General features: G+C 72.1%; 18 protein-coding genes and 2 tRNA genes. 6 read left to right on the top strand and 14 right to left on the bottom strand.

Features of this window, described 5'->3' with window-relative positions; translation table 11 throughout:
• Positions 1-91: 91 nt before the first annotated feature.
• The 3 genes from tig to ACIPEQ_RS07610 form a co-directional block, all read right to left on the bottom strand.
• Entirely contained in the window at positions 92-1435 is a 1344-nt protein-coding gene (gene tig / locus ACIPEQ_RS07620) for a trigger factor (protein ID WP_126892097.1), read from the bottom strand.
• Between the two features lie 36 nt (positions 1436-1471).
• Positions 1472-1548 (bottom strand) — tRNA-Pro (locus ACIPEQ_RS07615).
• Between the two features lie 53 nt (positions 1549-1601).
• Positions 1602-1925 carry a hypothetical protein gene (locus ACIPEQ_RS07610; RefSeq protein ID WP_402714717.1) on the bottom strand — a complete coding sequence of 108 codons (324 nt, stop codon included), beginning with the start codon at positions 1923-1925 and terminating at the stop codon, positions 1602-1604.
• Positions 1926-1980: 55 nt separating this feature from the next.
• On the opposite strand from ACIPEQ_RS07610, the gene ACIPEQ_RS07605 reads away from it, so the two are divergent.
• Positions 1981-2054: transfer RNA gene (locus ACIPEQ_RS07605), tRNA-Gly, on the top strand.
• 75 nt (positions 2055-2129) lie between these two features.
• Here ACIPEQ_RS07605 and ACIPEQ_RS07600 read toward each other — a convergent pair.
• The gene (locus ACIPEQ_RS07600) at positions 2130-3872 is read right to left on the bottom strand and encodes a glycosyltransferase (protein WP_402714716.1); all 1743 of its coding nucleotides are present in this window, start codon (positions 3870-3872) and stop codon (positions 2130-2132) included.
• Positions 3869-5035, bottom strand: a complete 1167-nt coding sequence (locus ACIPEQ_RS07595) for a hypothetical protein (protein ID WP_402714715.1) — start codon at positions 5033-5035, stop codon at positions 3869-3871. Before ACIPEQ_RS07595 ends, ACIPEQ_RS07600 begins: the two co-directional genes overlap by 4 nt.
• Before the next feature lie 241 nt (positions 5036-5276).
• Here ACIPEQ_RS07595 and ACIPEQ_RS07590 point away from each other — a divergent pair, with 241 nt between their 5' ends.
• Entirely contained in the window at positions 5277-5600 is a 324-nt protein-coding gene (locus ACIPEQ_RS07590; RefSeq protein WP_250366541.1) for a hypothetical protein, read from the top strand.
• 100 nt (positions 5601-5700) lie between these two features.
• Positions 5701-5856, top strand: a complete 156-nt coding sequence (locus ACIPEQ_RS07585; RefSeq protein ID WP_402714714.1) for a hypothetical protein — start codon at positions 5701-5703, stop codon at positions 5854-5856.
• A gap of 36 nt (positions 5857-5892) precedes the next feature.
• Here the strand turns inward: ACIPEQ_RS07585 and ACIPEQ_RS07580 are convergent, their stop codons facing one another.
• The 4 genes from ACIPEQ_RS07580 to ACIPEQ_RS07565 all read right to left on the bottom strand — a co-directional run bounded on the left by ACIPEQ_RS07580 (position 5893) and on the right by ACIPEQ_RS07565 (position 10628).
• On the bottom strand, positions 5893-6780 hold the full coding sequence (locus tag ACIPEQ_RS07580; RefSeq protein WP_126892101.1) for a DMT family transporter: 888 nt from the start codon (positions 6778-6780) through the stop codon (positions 5893-5895).
• A 22-nt stretch (positions 6781-6802) separates the two neighbouring features.
• Positions 6803-7465, bottom strand: a complete 663-nt coding sequence (locus ACIPEQ_RS07575) for a response regulator (RefSeq protein ID WP_402714713.1) — start codon at positions 7463-7465, stop codon at positions 6803-6805.
• A gap of 60 nt (positions 7466-7525) precedes the next feature.
• On the bottom strand, positions 7526-9127 hold the full coding sequence (locus tag ACIPEQ_RS07570) for a sensor histidine kinase (RefSeq protein ID WP_402714712.1): 1602 nt from the start codon (positions 9125-9127) through the stop codon (positions 7526-7528).
• A gap of 94 nt (positions 9128-9221) precedes the next feature.
• Positions 9222-10628, bottom strand: a complete 1407-nt coding sequence (locus tag ACIPEQ_RS07565; RefSeq protein WP_402714711.1) for a serine hydrolase domain-containing protein — start codon at positions 10626-10628, stop codon at positions 9222-9224.
• A gap of 33 nt (positions 10629-10661) precedes the next feature.
• Here ACIPEQ_RS07565 and ACIPEQ_RS07560 point away from each other — a divergent pair, with 33 nt between their 5' ends.
• Together ACIPEQ_RS07560 and ACIPEQ_RS07555 are read left to right on the top strand one after the other, a co-directional pair.
• Positions 10662-11315, top strand: coding sequence for an FMN-binding negative transcriptional regulator (locus ACIPEQ_RS07560; RefSeq protein ID WP_402714710.1), 654 nt, complete (start codon positions 10662-10664; stop codon positions 11313-11315).
• On the top strand, positions 11312-12790 hold the full coding sequence (locus tag ACIPEQ_RS07555; RefSeq protein WP_402714709.1) for an amidohydrolase family protein: 1479 nt from the start codon (positions 11312-11314) through the stop codon (positions 12788-12790). The genes ACIPEQ_RS07560 and ACIPEQ_RS07555 overlap by 4 nt, the downstream gene beginning before the upstream one ends.
• 9 nt (positions 12791-12799) lie before the next feature.
• On the opposite strand, the gene ACIPEQ_RS07550 is transcribed toward ACIPEQ_RS07555, so the two are convergent.
• The 3 genes from ACIPEQ_RS07550 to ACIPEQ_RS07540 are packed head-to-tail and all read right to left on the bottom strand — an operon-like array spanning position 12800 to position 14900.
• Positions 12800-13729, bottom strand: a complete 930-nt coding sequence (locus ACIPEQ_RS07550; RefSeq protein WP_402714708.1) for an Fpg/Nei family DNA glycosylase — start codon at positions 13727-13729, stop codon at positions 12800-12802.
• An 18-nt stretch (positions 13730-13747) separates the two neighbouring features.
• The gene (locus tag ACIPEQ_RS07545; protein ID WP_402714707.1) at positions 13748-14236 is read right to left on the bottom strand and encodes a ribose-5-phosphate isomerase; all 489 of its coding nucleotides are present in this window, start codon (positions 14234-14236) and stop codon (positions 13748-13750) included.
• Positions 14237-14246: 10 nt separating this feature from the next.
• Positions 14247-14900, bottom strand: a complete 654-nt coding sequence (locus ACIPEQ_RS07540; RefSeq protein WP_402714706.1) for a helix-turn-helix domain-containing protein — start codon at positions 14898-14900, stop codon at positions 14247-14249.
• Here ACIPEQ_RS07540 and ACIPEQ_RS07535 point away from each other — a divergent pair.
• The gene (locus ACIPEQ_RS07535) at positions 14899-15426 is read left to right on the top strand and encodes a GNAT family N-acetyltransferase (protein ID WP_402714705.1); all 528 of its coding nucleotides are present in this window, start codon (positions 14899-14901) and stop codon (positions 15424-15426) included. The genes ACIPEQ_RS07540 and ACIPEQ_RS07535 overlap by 2 nt on opposite strands.
• Before the next feature lie 17 nt (positions 15427-15443).
• On the opposite strand, the gene ACIPEQ_RS07530 is transcribed toward ACIPEQ_RS07535, so the two are convergent.
• Together ACIPEQ_RS07530 and ACIPEQ_RS07525 are read right to left on the bottom strand one after the other, a co-directional pair.
• Positions 15444-16499 carry a hypothetical protein gene (locus tag ACIPEQ_RS07530; protein WP_402714704.1) on the bottom strand — a complete coding sequence of 352 codons (1056 nt, stop codon included), beginning with the start codon at positions 16497-16499 and terminating at the stop codon, positions 15444-15446.
• The gene (locus ACIPEQ_RS07525; protein WP_402714703.1) at positions 16492-16710 is read right to left on the bottom strand and encodes a hypothetical protein; all 219 of its coding nucleotides are present in this window, start codon (positions 16708-16710) and stop codon (positions 16492-16494) included. The genes ACIPEQ_RS07530 and ACIPEQ_RS07525 overlap by 8 nt, the downstream gene beginning before the upstream one ends.
• Between the last annotated feature and the right edge of the window lie 205 nt (positions 16711-16915).

The following is a 16915-nucleotide window of genomic DNA, read 5'->3' as shown; positions in this document are numbered from 1 at the left end:
GGGCGGTGCGCGGGCGCGGGAAGTGCGCAGACGACGGACGGGAGGCACGGTGCCAGCTGGCACCGTGCCTCCCGTCCGTCAGTGCGTCGCGTTACTTCGCGTCGGCCTCCGTGGCCTCGTCGGCGTCGGCCGACTCGTCGTCAGCCGAGTCCTGCGCCACACCGGCGGTGAAGGCGGAGAGGTCGACGACGTCGCCGTTGGTGTCCTTGACGGTCACCTTCGACAGGACGGTCGCGACGGCCTTGGAACGGGCGACCTCGCCGACCATGCCGGGGATCTGGCCGTTCTGGTCGATGACCTTGATGAACTCGGCCGGCTCCATGCCGTACTGCGCCGCAGCCTGGATGAGGTACTGCGTGAGTTCCTCCTGGGAGACCTGGATCTCCTCCTTCTCGGCGATGGCGTCGAGGAGCAGCTGCGAACGGAAGGCCTTCTCGCTGGACTCGGAGACCTCCTTGCGGTGCTCGTCGTCCTCGAGGCGGTTCTCCTGCTCGAGGTGACGGTGCACCTCGTCCTCGATGAGCTGCTCCGAGATCGGGATGTCCACGTCCTCGATGAGCTTCTCGACGAGCTTGTCGCGAGCCGCGGCGCCCTGACCGAAGGTCTTGGACTTCGCGATCTGCTCCTTGAGGTCGCCCTTGAGCTCGTCGATGGTGTCGAACTGGCTGGCGATCTGCGCGAACTCGTCGTCGGCCTCGGGGAGCTCGCGCTCCTTGACGGCGGTGACGGTCACGGCGATCTGCGCGGTCTCGCCCTCGCGGTCGCCGCCGACCAGCGTGGACTCGAACGTGGTCGACTCACCAGCGGTGAGCGACTCGAGCGCCTCGTCGATGCCCTCGAGCAGGTCGCCCGAGCCGATCTCGTAGGAGACGCCGGTGGCCGAGTCGACCTCGTCGTCACCGATGGTCGCGGTGAGGTCGATCTGGGCGAAGTCGCCGGTCTTCGCCGGACGGTCGACCGTCACGAGCGTGCCGAAGCGGGTGCGCAGGTTCTGCAGCTCCTCCTCGACCTCGTCGTCGGAGACCTCGACGGCGTCGACCGTGAGCTCGTACTCGTCGTACTTCGGCAGGTCGAACTCCGGACGGACGTCCACCTCGAAGGTGAGGACGAGGTCGCCCGAGAAGTCCTTCACGTTCGGGAGCTCGGCGACGTCGGCCTCGGCACGACCGAGGATGCGCAGCTCCTGCTCCTCCACCGCCTGGCGGTAGAAGGTGTCGATGGCGTCACCGACGGCGTGGTTCAGGACCTCGCCGCGGCCGACGCGCTGGTCGACGATCGCCGGCGGGACCTTGCCCTTGCGGAAGCCGGGGATGTTGATCTGCTCGGCGATGTGCTTGTAGGCGTGGTCGATGCTCGGCTTGAGATCGTCCGGCGTCACGTTCACGGTGAGCTTGACGCGGGTGTCGCTCACCTTGTCGACGGTGCTGGTGGCCAAGGGATGTACTCCTGTTGGTTGACGTTCGAGTGGACCTGGTCGGGGCGACAGGATTCGAACCTGCGACCTCCCGCTCCCAAAGCGGGCGCTCTACCAAGCTGAGCTACGCCCCGTGACTGGGCCAGGTGTCCGCGCACGCCCGAGGGCACGCACGACCGCGACGAGTCTAGCGGTCCCCCGCTGCCTGGTTCCCGGGCGGCGTGCCGTGTGTGGACGGTTCCTGTCCGGCACTGCGTCGGAGGCCCTGCCGCCACCGCACCCCGACGACGACCTGCACCCCGAGTGCGGCGACCATGAGCGCGACCCCGAGGACGATCCGCCAGACGTGCAGCAGCGCGTGCCAGGGCTGGGACTGCGGGTCGCCGAAGGCCTCGGGGCGGAGCGAGAACACCACGGCGGCGACGGCGAGGAGCACGAAGGAGATGACCCGGGAGCGCTTGATGCGGCGCGTGTCGGAGCCGTCCGGCTGCGGCAGCACGTTCGATGGCATGTCGGGGGCCGTTCGTCCGCTACGATGGTGGCGCTGCGGACTCGTGCCGCAGTGCGGGGATGTAGCTCAATGGTAGAGCCCCAGTCTTCCAAACTGGCCACGCGGGTTCGATTCCCGTCATCCCCTCCACGGCCTCTTCACGGCTTCCAGCTGGCGCTGCGCCGAAGCTTGATTCCCGTCATCCCCTCCACACCGTCGTCGGGATCAGGCGGTCGTCTTCGTCAGGCCGTGCTCGGTCTTCTCCCAGTAGTGCGGCCGGGTGATCAGCTGCCACAGTCCCTTGTACGCGGCGACCGAGTGCAGGATCCAGTAGAGCGGGTTGAGCAGCGCCCAGCCCATCAGGTCGAACCGCCCGCGCTTGTACGGCCCCATCATGGTCAGGTAGATCATCGTGGCGTTGCCGAGCAGGAAGTCGAGCACGCAGAGCCACAGGACGGGCGCCGGGAACAGCGGCGCGGTCCAGTCTCCCGGCAGCAGCAGCGTCGCGATCGTCACGAGGACGCCGGGCAGCATCCCGAGGAAGGTCAGCGGGGTCCCCGCGATGAGCAGGGCGAACGCCGCCGCCCGACGCGGTCCGATCTCGCGGACGAGCGCCCGCGGCCGCCGGGCGTGCACGAGGGCGGTCTGCATGTAGCCCTTGATCCAGCGGGAGCGCTGCCGGACGAAGTTCGGGATCGAGGTGTTCGCCTCCTCCATCGTCGTGGAGTTGACGACGGCGACGCGGTACCCGACGGCGGACGCCCGGATGCCGAGGTCGGCGTCCTCGGTCACGTTGTACGGGTCCCACCCGCCGAGCTCGCGGAGCAGGTCGGTGCGGAAGTGGTTCGACGTGCCGCCGAGCGGGATCGGCAGCTGTCGGGCGTCGAGGCCGGCGAGCATGTAGTCGAACCAGTACGAGTACTCGAGCGTGAACATGCGCGTGAGCGCGTTCTCGTCGGCGTTGAAGTAGCTCAGCGCCGCCTGCACGCACACGGTGTCGTCCCCGGCGCGGTCGAAGGTCAGGAACACCTTCTTGAGCTGGTCGGGGTCGGGACGGTCCTCGGCGTCGTAGATGACGACGTACTCCCCCTGCGCGATGGCGAGGCCGACGTTGCACGCGCGGGGCTTCGTCTGCGGCGATCCCGGCGGCACGATGACGATGCGCATCCACTCCGGCGGTGCGGCGTCGATGACCGCCTCGCGGGTCTCGTGGTCCTCGGCCTCGACGAGCACGAGGACCTCGAGCCGGTCCTTCGGCCAGTCGAGCACCTCGAGGTTCCGGACGAGGTCGTGCACGATGTTCGCCTCGCGGAAGACGGGCACGAGCACGGTGTACGTCGGCAGGGCGTCGTCGTCGAGGGCCGCGACGTCCTCGACCGACACCTGCTCGACCAGGTCGAAGCGGGCGCCGACCATCGACACCCAGAACTTGAAGAGGATGCCCGCCAGGAAGCCGAGCGAGAGCACCGCCGTCGCGATCGCGACGGTGCTGCCCGGTGCGAGGACGAGGCACGCGGCGAACAGGAGCAGGGCGACCGCGCCGCCGACCCGTTGTCCACGTGACAGGACGGTCCGTGCGGACAGCGCCGGGTTCGTCCGCGCGAGGCCGTGCGCGGCGAGGTCGGCGACCTCCTCCTCGAGTTCGTACGCGATGCGCTGCCGGACGTCCGCCTCGGACGCGCTGCGGAGGACGACGGGCTCGCCGAACTCCTCGGTGAGCGCCGCGCGGAGGACGTCCGGGTCGGACCGGCCGCTGGTCAGGACGAGGACGCCCTCGCGGATGCGCGCGGACGCGACCCAGCCCTCCTCGACGTGCCGCTGCACGGAGCACCGGTGCAGCGGTCGCCAGTCGACCTCCTCGCCGCGGTGCCGTCCGGTCGGACCGACCACGACGGCCCGGTCGGCGTCCAGGACGGACCGCTCGGCCCCGTCGGCATCCAGGGGCGGCCGCGGAGCGACGGCGGTCACCGGGTCACCACCGCGAGGACGGCGTGCATCCACTCGACGACGACCTGGCGTTCGGAGGCTGCGGCCCACGCGAGCGGGACCTGGAGGACGGCGAGGACGACGACGAGGGTGCTGGTGAGCCGGCCCTCGACCGGCGGCAGGATCGCGATCGCGACGCTGAGCATCGTGACGAAGACGTTGCCGGCGGTCGCGACCGGCACGAGCCCGATCGCGTACCCGCCCACGGTCCCGACGAAGAGCGCCGCGACGAGCCCGATCGCGCCGGGTCGGCGGACGAGCAGCGCCAGGGTGGCGCCGGCGACGAGCATCGCCACGAGGAGCAGGCCGTCCGCCGTGGCGAACAGGTGGCGCAGGCCGTCGAATCGTTCCTCGGACACACTGATCGTCCCGCGCAGCGCCGCGAACGGGTCGTGGAGCACCATCAGGTCCAGGACGGCCGTCGAGAGTGCGACGGCGAGGCTCGGGAACACCAGGACGAGCACGTTGGCCCGCCGGATGCCTCGCTGGTCGTGCCGTGCCAGGTCGAGCAGCGGTGCCGCGAGCGCCGCGATCCCGACGTAGACGAAGCCCATCGGGTCCACCAGCGTGGACAGCATCAGCGCCAGGCCGGCCCGGAAGCCCGCCTGCGTGTCCCCCCACGCGAAGAACCGCACCATGTCGACGACGGCCAGGGCGAAGAGGGCGATGCCGAGGAACGCCTGCAGGTCGTCGAGCGCGAGGAAGGCGTACAGCGGGTTGGCGCCCAGTGCGATCGTGAACGCGACGACCTCGCGCATGCGCAGGCCGCGGCGCAGCATGTCCTGCGCGAGGAGCTGGAGCAGCACACCGGCGACGACCCCGCCGAGCACCGCGGCACCCTGCACGCCGAAGGGCATGAAGCGCAGGAGCACACCGGAGAGCAGCGGCCAGAGCTGCCCGATGGCCTGCACCACGCCACCGTCGAGCGCGGCCGTCGCCCGGTCGAAGGTGACCTGGTTGCCGGTCAGCCCGAGGGACGGCGTCGTCGTGATGTGCGACGCCACCAGCGCGAGGACCACGTAGGGCAGCGCGAAGGCGGCGCGGAGCAGCCACCGGACGGCGAGGGACGGCAGGGGCCGCAGCGGTGCGGGTGCCGGCACCGCACCGGTCGGCGCCGGGTGCGGGCGGGAGAGCGTGACGGTCATGCGGCTCCTCCGGGTGAAGCACGCAGGGGTGTCCTGCACCGTCCATTGCACCCCGTGTCCACGGAGCGCGACAGCCCACGAACGGGGTACAGCCTTGTCCCCCTCACGGACGACACGAGGCGCCGGACGCGCTCTGGCACCCACTGCACGCGCGACGTCGACACGCCCACCCGAGGCCTGCACCCCGCGCTGACCGCACGTCCGACTTGACGCCGGTTCGAACACACGTTCGAATACCCGTGTGGGACGGCGTCGCGAGAACCGGTGGCAGCCCCCGGAGCACCCGGAGGTCGAGCGCCCGCGTGCCTACTCCCTGTCGGAGGAAGCGCGCGGGCCGGACGTCTGCCACGCCGTCACCCCCGCCCCCGTGTGGGCGTGGATCCAGTTCCCCACCTTCCACATCCGCGTGAAGGGCTTCGCGAAGAGCTGGACCCGCGACGCCGTGCTCGTCGAGTGGGCACAGTTCGGGCAGCAGGCCGACGCCTGGGTCTGGCGGTCTGCCGTGAAGCACCGCACGCTCCGGGCCGATCTCGCGGCACGGCATCCGGGGAACGCACCGCATTGACTTCCACCCGCATCACGAGGATCGTTCTGCCCGTACCGCTTCGCCGAACTACACGATCATCGAGAAGTTCGACGGCGACGACCCGACGGAAGGAGGCACGATGACGAAGAAGAACGAGGTGCCGTCCTGGGTCGCCCACGTGCTCACCCCACCGGAGGTCATCGCGGCCTACGTCGAGCGCCGGATCAACGATCCGGCCCTGCTGTCGGGTGTGCAGTCGGAACCCACGTACGCGGACTTCCTGCGCGCCGAGTAGCCGGTCGGCCGGGAGGCACGACGGACGTCCCCGACGTCAGGGAACCTGCCCCGCGCCTCCCGTCCGACCCGCGTCCGGTCGCGCGCGACCGCGTCGCGCCGACAGCGTGACCCCGATGCTGGCGACGCTCACGCACGCGAGGGCGACGACCTCCTGCGCCGCCAGCCCCTCGTGCAGCACCACCAGCCCCGCCAGGGCCGCGATCGCCGGCCCCAGGCTCTGCAGCACCCCGAACACCCGCGTCGGCATCCGGCGGAGGGCGAGCATCTCGAGGGCGTACGGCAGCACGGTCGACAGCAGCGCGACCCCCGCGAAGACGAGCAGCAGCGACGGGTCCCCGACCACCCCGTCGACGGCCGGACGCAGCCCGGTCGGCAGGGACACGAGCATCGCGACGACCATCGACACCGCGAGACCGTCGACCCCGGGGATCGCCGCGCCGACGCGTCGGTTCATGACGATGTAGCCCGCCCAGCACGCGGCGGCGGCGAGCGCGGCGACGACGCCCCCGACCGCGGTGACCGCCGCCGGGCCGACGCCGAGCAGCACGACCCCGGCGAGCGCGAGCGCCGCCCAGGTCACGTCCCGCCAGCGTCGGGTGTGCGCGAGCGACAGGGCGAGCGGCCCGAGGAACTCGATCGTCACGGCGACGCCGATCGGGATGCTCGCGAAGGCCACGTAGATGAAGACGTTCATCCCGCCGAGCGCCAGGCCGAGCAGGACGGCGGCGGTCCACTGTGCTCGGGTCCAGTGCCGGACGCGCGGGCGGACGACGAGCACGAGCACGACCGCGCCGATGACGAGCCGGAGCGACGCGGCGCCGACGGACCCGACCTCGTCGAAGCGGGTCTTGGCGAGTGCGGCACCGATCTGCACCGAGAGCATCGCGGTGAGCGCGAGGAGCGGCGCGGGGACGCGGATCACGGTGCGGTCGCCACGTGTCGGGTCAGCCGAGGTACGCGAGCACGGCGAGGACGCGGCGGTGGTCCTCGCCGGTGTCCTCGAGGGCGAGCTTGCCGAAGATGCTCGAGACGTGCTTCTCGACCGCGCCGGTGCCGATCACGAGCGCGCGGGCGATGGCGGCGTTCGTGCGGCCCTCGGCCATCAGTCCGAGGACGTCGCGCTCGCGGGGCGTCAGGGCGGCGAGCGGGTCCCGTCGGCGGCCCATGAGCTGCGTGACGACCTCGGGGTCGAGCACGGTGCCGCCGGCGGCGATGCGGCGGACGGCGTCGTCGATCTCCTCGAGTCGGGTCACGCGGTCCTTGAGCAGGTACCCGATGCCCGTCGCGCCCGCGGCCAGGACGTCCTCGGCGTAGGTGGCCTCGACGTACTGGGACAGCAGCAGGACCCCGGTGCGCGGTGCGACGCGGCGGGTCTCGACGGCGGCGCGGACCCCCTCGTCGGTGAAGGTCGGCGGCATCCGGACGTCCATCACGACCACGTCGGGGGCGTCGTGCGGCAGCGTGGCGAGGAACGAGTCGGCGTCGGCGTACTGGCCGACGACGTCGATGCCGGCCTCGTCGAGCACCCGGGCGAGTCCCTCGCGCAGGAGCACGGCGTCGTCGACGACGACGGCCCGGATGCCTGCTGCACCCGGGCCGTCGCTCATGCCGACCAGCCTAGTGGGAGCGGTCGCGCCTGCCGTGGCGTCGGACCGCTCCCGGTGTCGTCAACCTCGGGCGACGGGGACGCCGTTCAGGGCGCCGAGCGGGATCCGGGCGGTGGCCTCGGTCGGGCCACCCTCCGGGCTGTTCACGAGGAGCTCGCCGTCGAGGGCGCGCATCCGCCCCATCAGGCCCTCGATGCCGTGGCCCTCCTGCGGTCGTGCGCCGCCGCGGCCGTCGTCGGTGACGCTGACCGTGAGGTACCAGAGGCCCGAGGCGTCGACGATCAGGCCGAGGTAGACACCGGCCGTCGAGGCACCGGCGTGCTTCGTGGTGTTCGTCAGGAGCTCGCTGACGGTGAAGTACACGTTGCGCTGGATCTCCGTCGCGAGCTCGAGTCCCTCGGGCAGGCGGACGTCGAGCCCGACGGGGATCGGTGTCCGGGCGACCAGGGCCTCGAGCGCGGCGACCAGGCCACGGTCGAGCAGGATCGGCGGCGCGAACCCCCGGGACAGGGCGCGCAGCTCGTCGAGGGCGTCCTGCGCGTGCTCGGTCGCCTCGCCGATGAGCTGCTTCGCCTTCTCCGGGTCGCGGTCGAGGGCGCGCTCGGCGGCCGCGAGGTCCATCCGCAGGCGGACGAGGCGCTGCTGCGGGCCGTCGTGCAGGTCGCGCTCGATCTGGCGCAGCGCCTGGCCCTCGGCCGTCACGGCTCCGGCACGGGAGGCCTGCAGGCCAGCGACGCGCTGCTCGAGCTGCTCCGCACGGAAGCCGCCGAGCAGGCCGAGGTCGATCCAGTAGTGGGCGAGCACGGAACCACGCGCCCAGAGGGGCAGGAGCGCCACCGACGCCGCCATCGAGAGCAGGCCGAGGAGCCCGACCGCGAGCAGCGCGCCGCTGTCGGAGCTGGGCAGGTACATGCCGCCCACGCCGAGGAAGCCCCAGGCCACGGCGACCACGAACGGCCACGCGAACCCGGCGAGGAGTACGACACCGGCCCCGACCGTCACGAGTGCCGCGAGCGGGTACACGACGGCCGCGTGCAGCAGGTACAGCCAGTAGTGCGGGTTCGCCACCGCGGACCCGGTGCGCGTCCACCAGTTCTGCTGCCACCGCGGTGTCCAGTCGACCGGGCGGATCGGCCGGGGGTCGGCCCACCCGATGCGGGTCTTCTCGAACTGGCCGAGCCACCGCGCCACGAACAGCGCGATGAAGAACATCAGGAGCACGAACGGGTTGAACAGGTCGCGCAGGCCCCGGCCGAACAGCGCCGCGGGGAACGCTGCGTACAGCGTGCAGAGCAGCACGGCCGTCAGCGCCATGTAGCCGAAGTCCCGCGGCAGGCGACGCCAGGCCTCGCGGTAGAACCGGCCCGCGGTCATCCCGGAGCCAGCGCCGTTCCCGCTCCCCGGGGCTCCCGCGGCTCCCGGGGCTCCCGCGGCGGCGAACGGCGGCTGCCCCGGAGCGAAGGCGTCTCCCGCCGTCGGCGTGGCGCTCCAGCCCGAGGGCGCGGCCGAGGGGCGCGGGTCGGGCGTGCGGGGCTGCTCGGGCATCGGCTTCGTGGCTCCCTGGTGCACGGCACCGTCGAGCGGGACGGTCTGTGCACGATCGGCGGCGTGGTCGTCCAGCGGGACGGTCTCGGCCTGGTCGAGGCGGTCGGTGTCGGTCATGGGTCCAGCCTCACGGAGCCCGTCCCCGCGTCCCATCCTGCCGTCTCCCGGATCGGGGGTGGGGTTGTCCCCACCCCCTGCGCCCGTCGCACCGTCAGACGAGGGCGGCGGCGACCTCCGGCGACTCCTCGGGCACCGACCACGGACGGTGCGTCATGCCGCTGTCCCCGCGGAACGACACGACGGTGCCGTCCTCGTCACGCGCGTAGGTGATCCGCTCGTCCACCGAGCCGAAGCGGTTCCCCGCCGCCATCACGAGCGTGTCCTCGTCGACGACCCGGAGGCGCACCGGGGACTCGGTCGGCACCGGCTGGGTCGGGTCGATCGCGAGCAGCCGGTCCCCCACCCGCGCGACGTCGGTGATGCCCTCGAACGTCGTGAACCGTCCCGTGTACCGGTCGGTGTCGACGCCCTCGGGCAGCTCGGGACCGGGGGCCTGCTCGTCGGCCGCGGCGTCGAGCAGGTGCACGATGCCCGTCGCGAGCATCCCCGCCGGGCCGGTCGCGCTGCTCGTCAGGACGGAGACGACGAGCGACGACGCCGGGTCGAACACCGTCTGGGTGATCTGTCCGGGGAACCCGCCGGAGTGCCCGCGCACCTCGCGCCCACCGATCCGGTCGACGATGAACCCGGCGCCGTAGCCGCGCGCGGCCGGGTCGGTGTCGAGCGCGCTCCACGCCTTCCGCTGCGCCAGGCGCTTCGCGTGGTCGGACAGCAGCGAGCCCCGCCCGGGCACGTGCGCCGAGAAGTACCGGACGAGGTCGGACGCCGTGCCGTGGAAGCCCGTCGCTGCGGCGAGCGCCCCCGTCGTGACGTGCGGGACGCGCTGGCGGGTGCGGGCGGTGTGCAGGCCGGTGTAGCCGACGACGAACTCGTCCTCGCGGGCCGGGTCGTACTCCGGCCCGGTCCCGGTCAGCCCGAGCGGCTCGACGATCGCCCGCCGGACGTGCTCGGCGTAGGAGGTGCCGGTGACGGCCTCGACGACGAGCCCGAGCAGGCCGTAGCCGAGGTTCGAGTAGTTGAAGGCCGACCCGACGGGCACCTTCGCGCCGCCCTCGACCACGAGCGCGACGAGCTGGTCGGCGTCCGGGAACGGGTGGTCGAGCGCCCAGTGGTCGCCGTCGGCACCGTCGCGGACGACCCCGGCCCCCATCTCCATGAGCTCGCGGACGGTCGCGTCGGCGATCGGCGACCCGGCCTCGACCAGGGCGGGGACGAACGACCCGACGGTGTCGTCGAGCCGCAGCGCGCCGGCGTCGGCGAGCTGCAGCAGTGCGGTCGCGGTGAAGGTCTTCGAGTGCGACGCGATCCGGAACAGGTCCGTGGTCGTCAGACGCCGTCCGGCCTCGACGTCCGCCCATCCCCAGGCCTCGGAGAAGAGCACCTCGTCCTCGAAGCCGATCGCGACCTGCACGCCGGGGAGCCGGAGCTGCCACACCTTGTAGTCGATCCACTCACGGACGTAGGGCAGGACGGACTCGTACGCGGCGCGCTTCTCCATGCCGACCAGCCTCGCATGTGCCACGCTCGTCGCATGCGGCACACACCCCACTTCCTGATGACCGACGTCGACGAGGTGCGACGCCTGATCGACGGGCACCCGTGGGCCACGATCGTGTCGCACACCGCCGCCGGACTCGTCGCCTCGCACTACCCGTTCCTGCTCGAGGCGCCCGGGCCGGACGACGACCCCGACGAGATCGTCCTCGTGTCGCACGTCGGCCGGCCGGACGAGGTCGCGCACGAGCTCGGACAGCACGAGGTCCTCGTCGTGTTCCAGGGCCCGCACGGCTACGTCTCCCCCGCCTGGTACCCGCCGGAGCAGTTCGTCCCGACCTGGGACCACGTGACGGCGCACTGCTGGGGGACGCCGGAGATCCTGTCCGACGAGGAGAACTTCCGCGTGCTCGGCGAGCTCGTCGACCACTTCGAGCGGGTCATGCCCGAGCCGGTCTCGCTCGACGTCGATCCCGGGACCGCCCGCCGCGTCGCGAAGGGCACCGTCGGCATCCGCATCCGGGTCACCCGGTTCGACGCCCGCGCGAAGCTGTCGCAGAACAAGGCTCCCGAGGTCGTCGAGCGGATCGTCGCGGGACTCCGCGGCGACGGCCCCTACGCCTCCCCCGCGCTCGCCGACGCCGTCGAGCGCGCGCAGGCGGGACGACAGGACGGACGGGAGGCATCGTGACCGACGTCCTGCTCCGCACCGTCCGCCGGGTGGGCACCTCCGGCGCTCCGTGCGACGTCCGCATCGTCGGTGGCCGCGTCGAGGCGGTCGCCCCCGCCGGCACGCTCGACCCGCCGTCGGGCGTCGACGCCGACGTCGTGGAGACCGACGGCGCGTGGCTCGGCCCGGGCCTGGTCGACCACCACGTGCACTTCGACCAGTGGGCCCTGGTCCGCCGACGCGTCGACGTGTCCGCCTGCGCGTCGGCGGAGGCGACCGCCGACGCGCTCGCCGCGGTCGCACGCACCGGGGCGTCGGACCTGGTGCTCGTCGGGCACGGCTACCGCGACGGGACCTGGCCCCGCCCCGCACGACGGGAGCTGCTCGACGGGGCCGCACCGGGCCTCCCGGTCGTCGTCATCAGCGCCGACCTGCACGCCGTCTGGTGCAACGCGCTCGCGCTCGCCCACTGCTCGGCGCTCCTCGGACGGCCGCTCGCGGCCGGTGACGACGGGGTGGTGCGCGAGCAGGACGCCTTCGACGTGACCGCGGTGCTGTCCCGGGCCCCGGATGACGTGCTCGACGGCTGGGTGGCCGAGGCGGTCGACGCGGCGGCCGCTCGCGGCGTGACCCGTGTCGTCGACCTCGAGATGGTCTTCGGCCTCGACCGCTGGACCCGGCGGGTGCACGCGGGGACGGACGGCCTGCGGGTCGACTCCGGCGTGTACCCGGGCGAGCTCGACGCGGCGATCGCCCGTGGCCTGCGCACCGGCGACGTCGTGGACGGCACCCGCGGACTGGTCCGGATGGGGCCCTTCAAGGTGATCACCGACGGCTCGCTCGGGACGCGGACCGCCGCGATGACGTCGGGTGAGGGCGTGCTCGCGTACCCGTTCGAGGACCTCGTCGCGATGGTCCGGCGCGCGGTCGACGCCGGGCTCGTGCCGGCCGTGCACGCCATCGGCGACCGGGCGAACACCCTGGCGCTCGACGTGTTCGAGGCCGTGGGCGCGCGGGGCAGCATCGAGCACGCCCAGCTGCTCGTCGACACCGACGTCGATCGGTTCGCCCGGCTCGGGGTCGTGGCGTCGGTGCAGCCGGAGCACGCGATGGACGACCGGGACATCGCCGACCGGTACTGGGCGGACGTGACCGACCGGGCCTTCCCGTTCGCTTCGCTGCACCGCGCTGGGGCGGAGCTCCGGCTCGGGTCGGACGCTCCCGTGGCGCCGCTCGACCCGTGGGTGTCGATGGCGGCCGCGGTCGGGCGGGACCGCGACGGCCGCACGCCGTGGCACCCCGCGGAACGGCTGTCCGCGCTCACCGCGTGGCGCGGCTCGACCGAGGGCGGGCGCGTCGGCGTCGCGGTGGGCGACGTCGCCGACGTGGTGCTGCTCGCGGCGGACCCGCTGGCGGTCGCCGACTCGGCGGCGCTGCGGCACGCCGAGGTGCTCGGGACCGCGATCGCGGGGCGGTTCACGCACCGGGACCTGTAGCGGCCGCGGCTACTTCTGGTCCTTCGGGCACCAGTAGAGCTTGCGTCCGGCCATGTCCGCCATCCGGATCTCGGTGCCGCACACCCGGCAGGGCTCCCCCTCGCGGTGGTACACCCAGTGGCGGTCCTTCCGCGAGCGCACGGCCTTGGCGTGGTCGGCCTCGGACAGGTCGTCCATGGTCAGCATGAGGCCGTCACGGACCCCCGCGTGCAGCAGCTTCGACCAGTCCTGCCAGAGTGCCTTCGCCTGCTTGACCGTGATCTTCTTGCCGGGCTTGTACGGGTCGATGCGCTGCCGGAAGAGCAGCTCGGCGCGGTAGATGTTGCCGATGCCCGCGACCACGGCCTGGTCCATCAGCAGCTGCCCGATCGCGACGTTGCGCTTCCGGACGTTGTCGACGAAGGTCTTCTCGGCCTCCGGGCCGTCGTCGTTGATCGGGTCCGGTCCGAGCTTGTCGAGCGCACGCTGCACGCCGGCCGGGTCCTCGACGACGCAGGCGGTCGGGCCGCGGAGGTCGGCGACCGTGTCCTCGGTCAGGATGCGGACGCGCACCTGGCCGACGGGGTCCGGCGGGAAGGACTCGATCGGGTCCTCGGCCTTCTCCTGCTCGGCCATCCGGTACCGGGCGAGCCGCGGAGCGCCGATCGACGACAGCGACTCCTCGCCGTCGCCGTCCTCGGACAGCGCCTCGGCGGACGAGATCACGCCCGCGAAGTCCCACGCGCCGTAGAGCCCGAGGTGGACGCGCAGGAACAGGTCGTCCTCGAACTCCAGGAACATCTGCTTCGCCACGGCACGCGCGGCGATCATGCGCTTGCCGTCGATCTGGGCGGCGCCAGCGGCGAACCGCCCCTGCGGACTGGAGACCTCGCAGCGCTTGCCGACGAAGTGCCGGGAGAACTGGTTCGCGATGCGGTGGACGGAGTGACCCTCTGGCATCGGTCCTGTCTACCCGGACTACTCGTCGATCTGCTTACCGGCGATGTGCCCCGTCGTCTCGTACTCGGCCAGCTGCGCGATGCGGCGGGCGTGACGTTCCTCGCCGGAGAACGGCTCGGCGACGAACAGGTCGACGAAGCGCATCGCTTCTTCCTCGGTGTGCTGCCGCGCGCCGATCGAGATGACGTTCGCGTCGTTGTGCTGGCGGGCGAGGAGCGCGGTCGACTCGTTCCAGACCAGGGCCGCGCGGATGCCCTCGACCTTGTTCGCGGCGATCTGCTCACCGTTGCCCGAGCCGCCGAAGACGACACCGAGCGCCTCGACGCCCGCGCGCTGGTCCTGCACGACGGCGTGCGCGGCGTTGATGCAGAACGAGGGGTAGTCGTCGAGCGCGTCGTACTCGGTCGGACCGTGGTCGACGACCTCGTGCCCCGCCTCGGTCAGGTGCTGGGCGAGGGTCTTGTTGAACTCGAGGCCGGCGTGGTCCGTTCCGAGGTGGATGCGCATGGCTCCGATCCTATTCCCGGCCCCGCGCGGCCCGGACCACCACCACGACGTACCGCACGGGCTCCGCGCCCGGGTTCCGGTAGACGACGTCGGCGGGTTCGCCGAGCTCGATGCGGTCGCCGGCACTCAATCGCGTCGGCTCGTCGCCGACGACGACCTCGAGCACGCCGTCGACCACCCAGACGCAGTGCCGCAGGAACGCGTAGGCGGACGCCGGGTACGCCACCTGCGCACCGGCCGGGAGGCGCACCTCGGTGACGTCCGCGGGGAAGTCGGCACTCGAGACCGGACGACGGCGGTACCCGGTCTCGGGATCGGTCCAGGAGTCGGCGGTCGCGCCGCGTTGGACGCCGCGCGCCTCGTCGGGATCGGTCGCCCGGGGCACCTCGTGGTCGAGTGCCTCGTCGAGGAGCTGCGAGATCGTGAGCCCGAAGGCACCGGACAACCTGCCGAGGATGGTGGCCGTCGGGCTCGACACACCGCGCTCGACGCGGTTGATCATCGCGCGGGAGACGCCGGACTCCTCGGCGAGCTCGGTCAGGCTCCACTTCCGTTCGGTCCGCAGACGCTGCAGCCGCTCTCCCAGGCGGCGCTGGTCGGCGTCGTCCGGGTGCTCGGCACCGGGTTCCGTCGCCGGCTCGACGTCGTCTATGATCTGAGACATGGCGACAGCATATGCGACGGGGTCGACGGCGCCGGTCACGGTCCGGGACTGCGAGCCGCGAGACCTCGACGTCGTGCACGCCCTGCACGTCGACGCCGTGCTGCACTCGACGGCGATCTGGCAGGAGGAGCCGCACCCGCGGGAGTACTTCGACGGGTGGCTCGCCGAGCGTCGTGCAGCCGGGCTGCCCGTGCTGGTCGCCGAGCTCGACGGGGTCGTCGCCGGCTACGTCACCTACAGTGCGTTCCGACCGCACCAGGGGTACCGCCACACGGTCGAGCACAGCGTCTACGTCGTGCCGGCGTTCCGCGGCCAGGGCATCGCGACCGTGCTGATGGACGCCCTCGTCGCACACGCCCGGGCGGCGGACGTGCACGTCGTGATGGCCGGCATCTGCTCGTCGAACACGGGCTCGATCGCCCTGCACGAGCGGCTCGGGTTCGTCACCGTCGGGGTGCTGCCCGAGGTCGGCCGGAAGTTCGACCGGTGGCTCGACCTGACGCTCATGCAGTTGCGCATCGCCTGACGCGCACGATCCGGACGTCACTCGTGGCCGGGGAGCGGAACCTCGATCGGCGGTGGAGACGGGCGGAACGCCGGGGCGGTGTCGCCGTGCACGACGGCACGATGGGTGGCGAACCAGTCCCACGCGACCGCTTCCTCGGCTTCCGCGGGGCTCTCCGCGAGGCAGTCGTTGCACCGCGCGTGCCACCCCTCGTCGTCGTGCCAGCGGTGCGGGTGTCCCTGCGGCACCCAGTTCGGCGACCACGTGACGTCGAAGGCGTAGACGATCTCGGCGGCGACGCCCCACGCCACCTTGCGCAGTGCATCGTCCTCGATGCCCTGCTCCGACGACAGCCAGCCGTTCCGGAGTTCCTCGAAGACGTTGTCGGCCACGAGCTCGTGGTGCCGGTTGTCCCACGCATCACTCGACGAGCGCACGACGACGGCCGGGTCGTCCGAGGGGACCGACGGCGCAGCGGTCTCGGTGCTCGTCGGTGCGGCCGGCTGCGCGCTCGCACCGTGCGTCCGTGCGTAGCGCTCGCCCTCGGGCGCGTTCATGAGCCACAGCGTCGCGGCGAGGTCCTCGTCGGACTCGCCGACCCCCGGTGCGCTCACGTACCGGGACCGCAGCGTGGCGACCTGGTCCGCGATCGTCCGGTCGGTCTCGACGAACGTCAGCACGCCCTGTGCTCGCACGAACATGCCGCTCTGCAACAGCCCTCGCCGGAGTCCGACCTCCAGAGCCCGGAGTGCCATCGCGCGAGCGGCAACGGGATCCGGCTCGTGGTCGGTGCGGGCGAGCCGGTGCACGGCACGGAGATCGGTGGCGCACCCGTTCACGCCGAACTCGAGGACGTCGAGGAGGAGGCGTTCCTCGGGCGTCCGCGGTGCAGGCTCGGCGCTCGGTGGAAGGCCGTCATCGCGCCGGACGCTGCGCCGCTGCACCTTCGGGTCCTCGGCGTCGGAGGGTGGGATCACGTCGATGTACTGCTCGTGATCGGGCAGCGGCTCGCGGAGCGCTGCGATCGAGCCGTCGGGCATCGCCCGCACCTCCACGGTCGGGAACGCCACGTACTGCAGGTCTGCGTCAGACAACGACCTTGTCCCCGTTCAGCTCGATGACGTTCCCGTCGGCATCCCAGATCCCGTCGTCGTCCGCTACCGGGTCGAGACCGGCCCGGAGGCGTCGGTCTCGTTCGTGCTCGAACAGCGCATCGCCGGCCGGAGTGTGCAGCAGGTAGCACGGCCAGAACGGCACCGCCCCTCCTTCCGGCTCGATCGTGTAGATCGCGGCGACGCGCTGCACGATCTCATCTGGAGTGCCGCGCCATTCGTCCCATCCGGCTCGACCAGGTCCGTTCGACTCGTAGTTGCCGACTGTGACCAACCCCTTCAGGAGCAGTGTCCGGAGCAACCCGAGGAACCATTCGCGTGTGTCCTCCGGGTCCCGCTTCCGCTCGATCCCGAAGTCTGTACTCCAGTCCCAGAGGTTCTCACCGGTGCCGTTGGAG

The organism is Curtobacterium sp. NPDC087080, assembly GCF_044745105.1.
Classification (GTDB): domain Bacteria; phylum Actinomycetota; class Actinomycetes; order Actinomycetales; family Microbacteriaceae; genus Curtobacterium.
This window is presented reverse-complemented; position numbering and strand designations above follow the sequence as displayed.

Coding starts and splice junctions, on each gene's coding strand:
- ACIPEQ_RS07540 (WP_402714706.1), bottom strand. CDS start 14,900: ATGTCTCAGATCATAGACGACGTCGAGCCGGCGACGGAACCCGGTGCC.
- ACIPEQ_RS07545 (WP_402714707.1), bottom strand. CDS start 14,236: ATGCGCATCCACCTCGGAACGGACCACGCCGGCCTCGAGTTCAACAAG.
- ACIPEQ_RS07565 (WP_402714711.1), bottom strand. CDS start 10,628: ATGGAGAAGCGCGCCGCGTACGAGTCCGTCCTGCCCTACGTCCGTGAG.
- ACIPEQ_RS07610 (WP_402714717.1), bottom strand. CDS start 1,925: ATGCCATCGAACGTGCTGCCGCAGCCGGACGGCTCCGACACGCGCCGC.
- ACIPEQ_RS07585 (WP_402714714.1), top strand. CDS start 5,701: ATGACGAAGAAGAACGAGGTGCCGTCCTGGGTCGCCCACGTGCTCACC.
- ACIPEQ_RS07595 (WP_402714715.1), bottom strand. CDS start 5,035: ATGACCGTCACGCTCTCCCGCCCGCACCCGGCGCCGACCGGTGCGGTG.
- ACIPEQ_RS07535 (WP_402714705.1), top strand. CDS start 14,899: ATGGCGACAGCATATGCGACGGGGTCGACGGCGCCGGTCACGGTCCGG.
- ACIPEQ_RS07575 (WP_402714713.1), bottom strand. CDS start 7,465: ATGAGCGACGGCCCGGGTGCAGCAGGCATCCGGGCCGTCGTCGTCGAC.
- ACIPEQ_RS07570 (WP_402714712.1), bottom strand. CDS start 9,127: ATGACCGACACCGACCGCCTCGACCAGGCCGAGACCGTCCCGCTGGAC.
- ACIPEQ_RS07550 (WP_402714708.1), bottom strand. CDS start 13,729: ATGCCAGAGGGTCACTCCGTCCACCGCATCGCGAACCAGTTCTCCCGG.
- ACIPEQ_RS07560 (WP_402714710.1), top strand. CDS start 10,662: ATGCGGCACACACCCCACTTCCTGATGACCGACGTCGACGAGGTGCGA.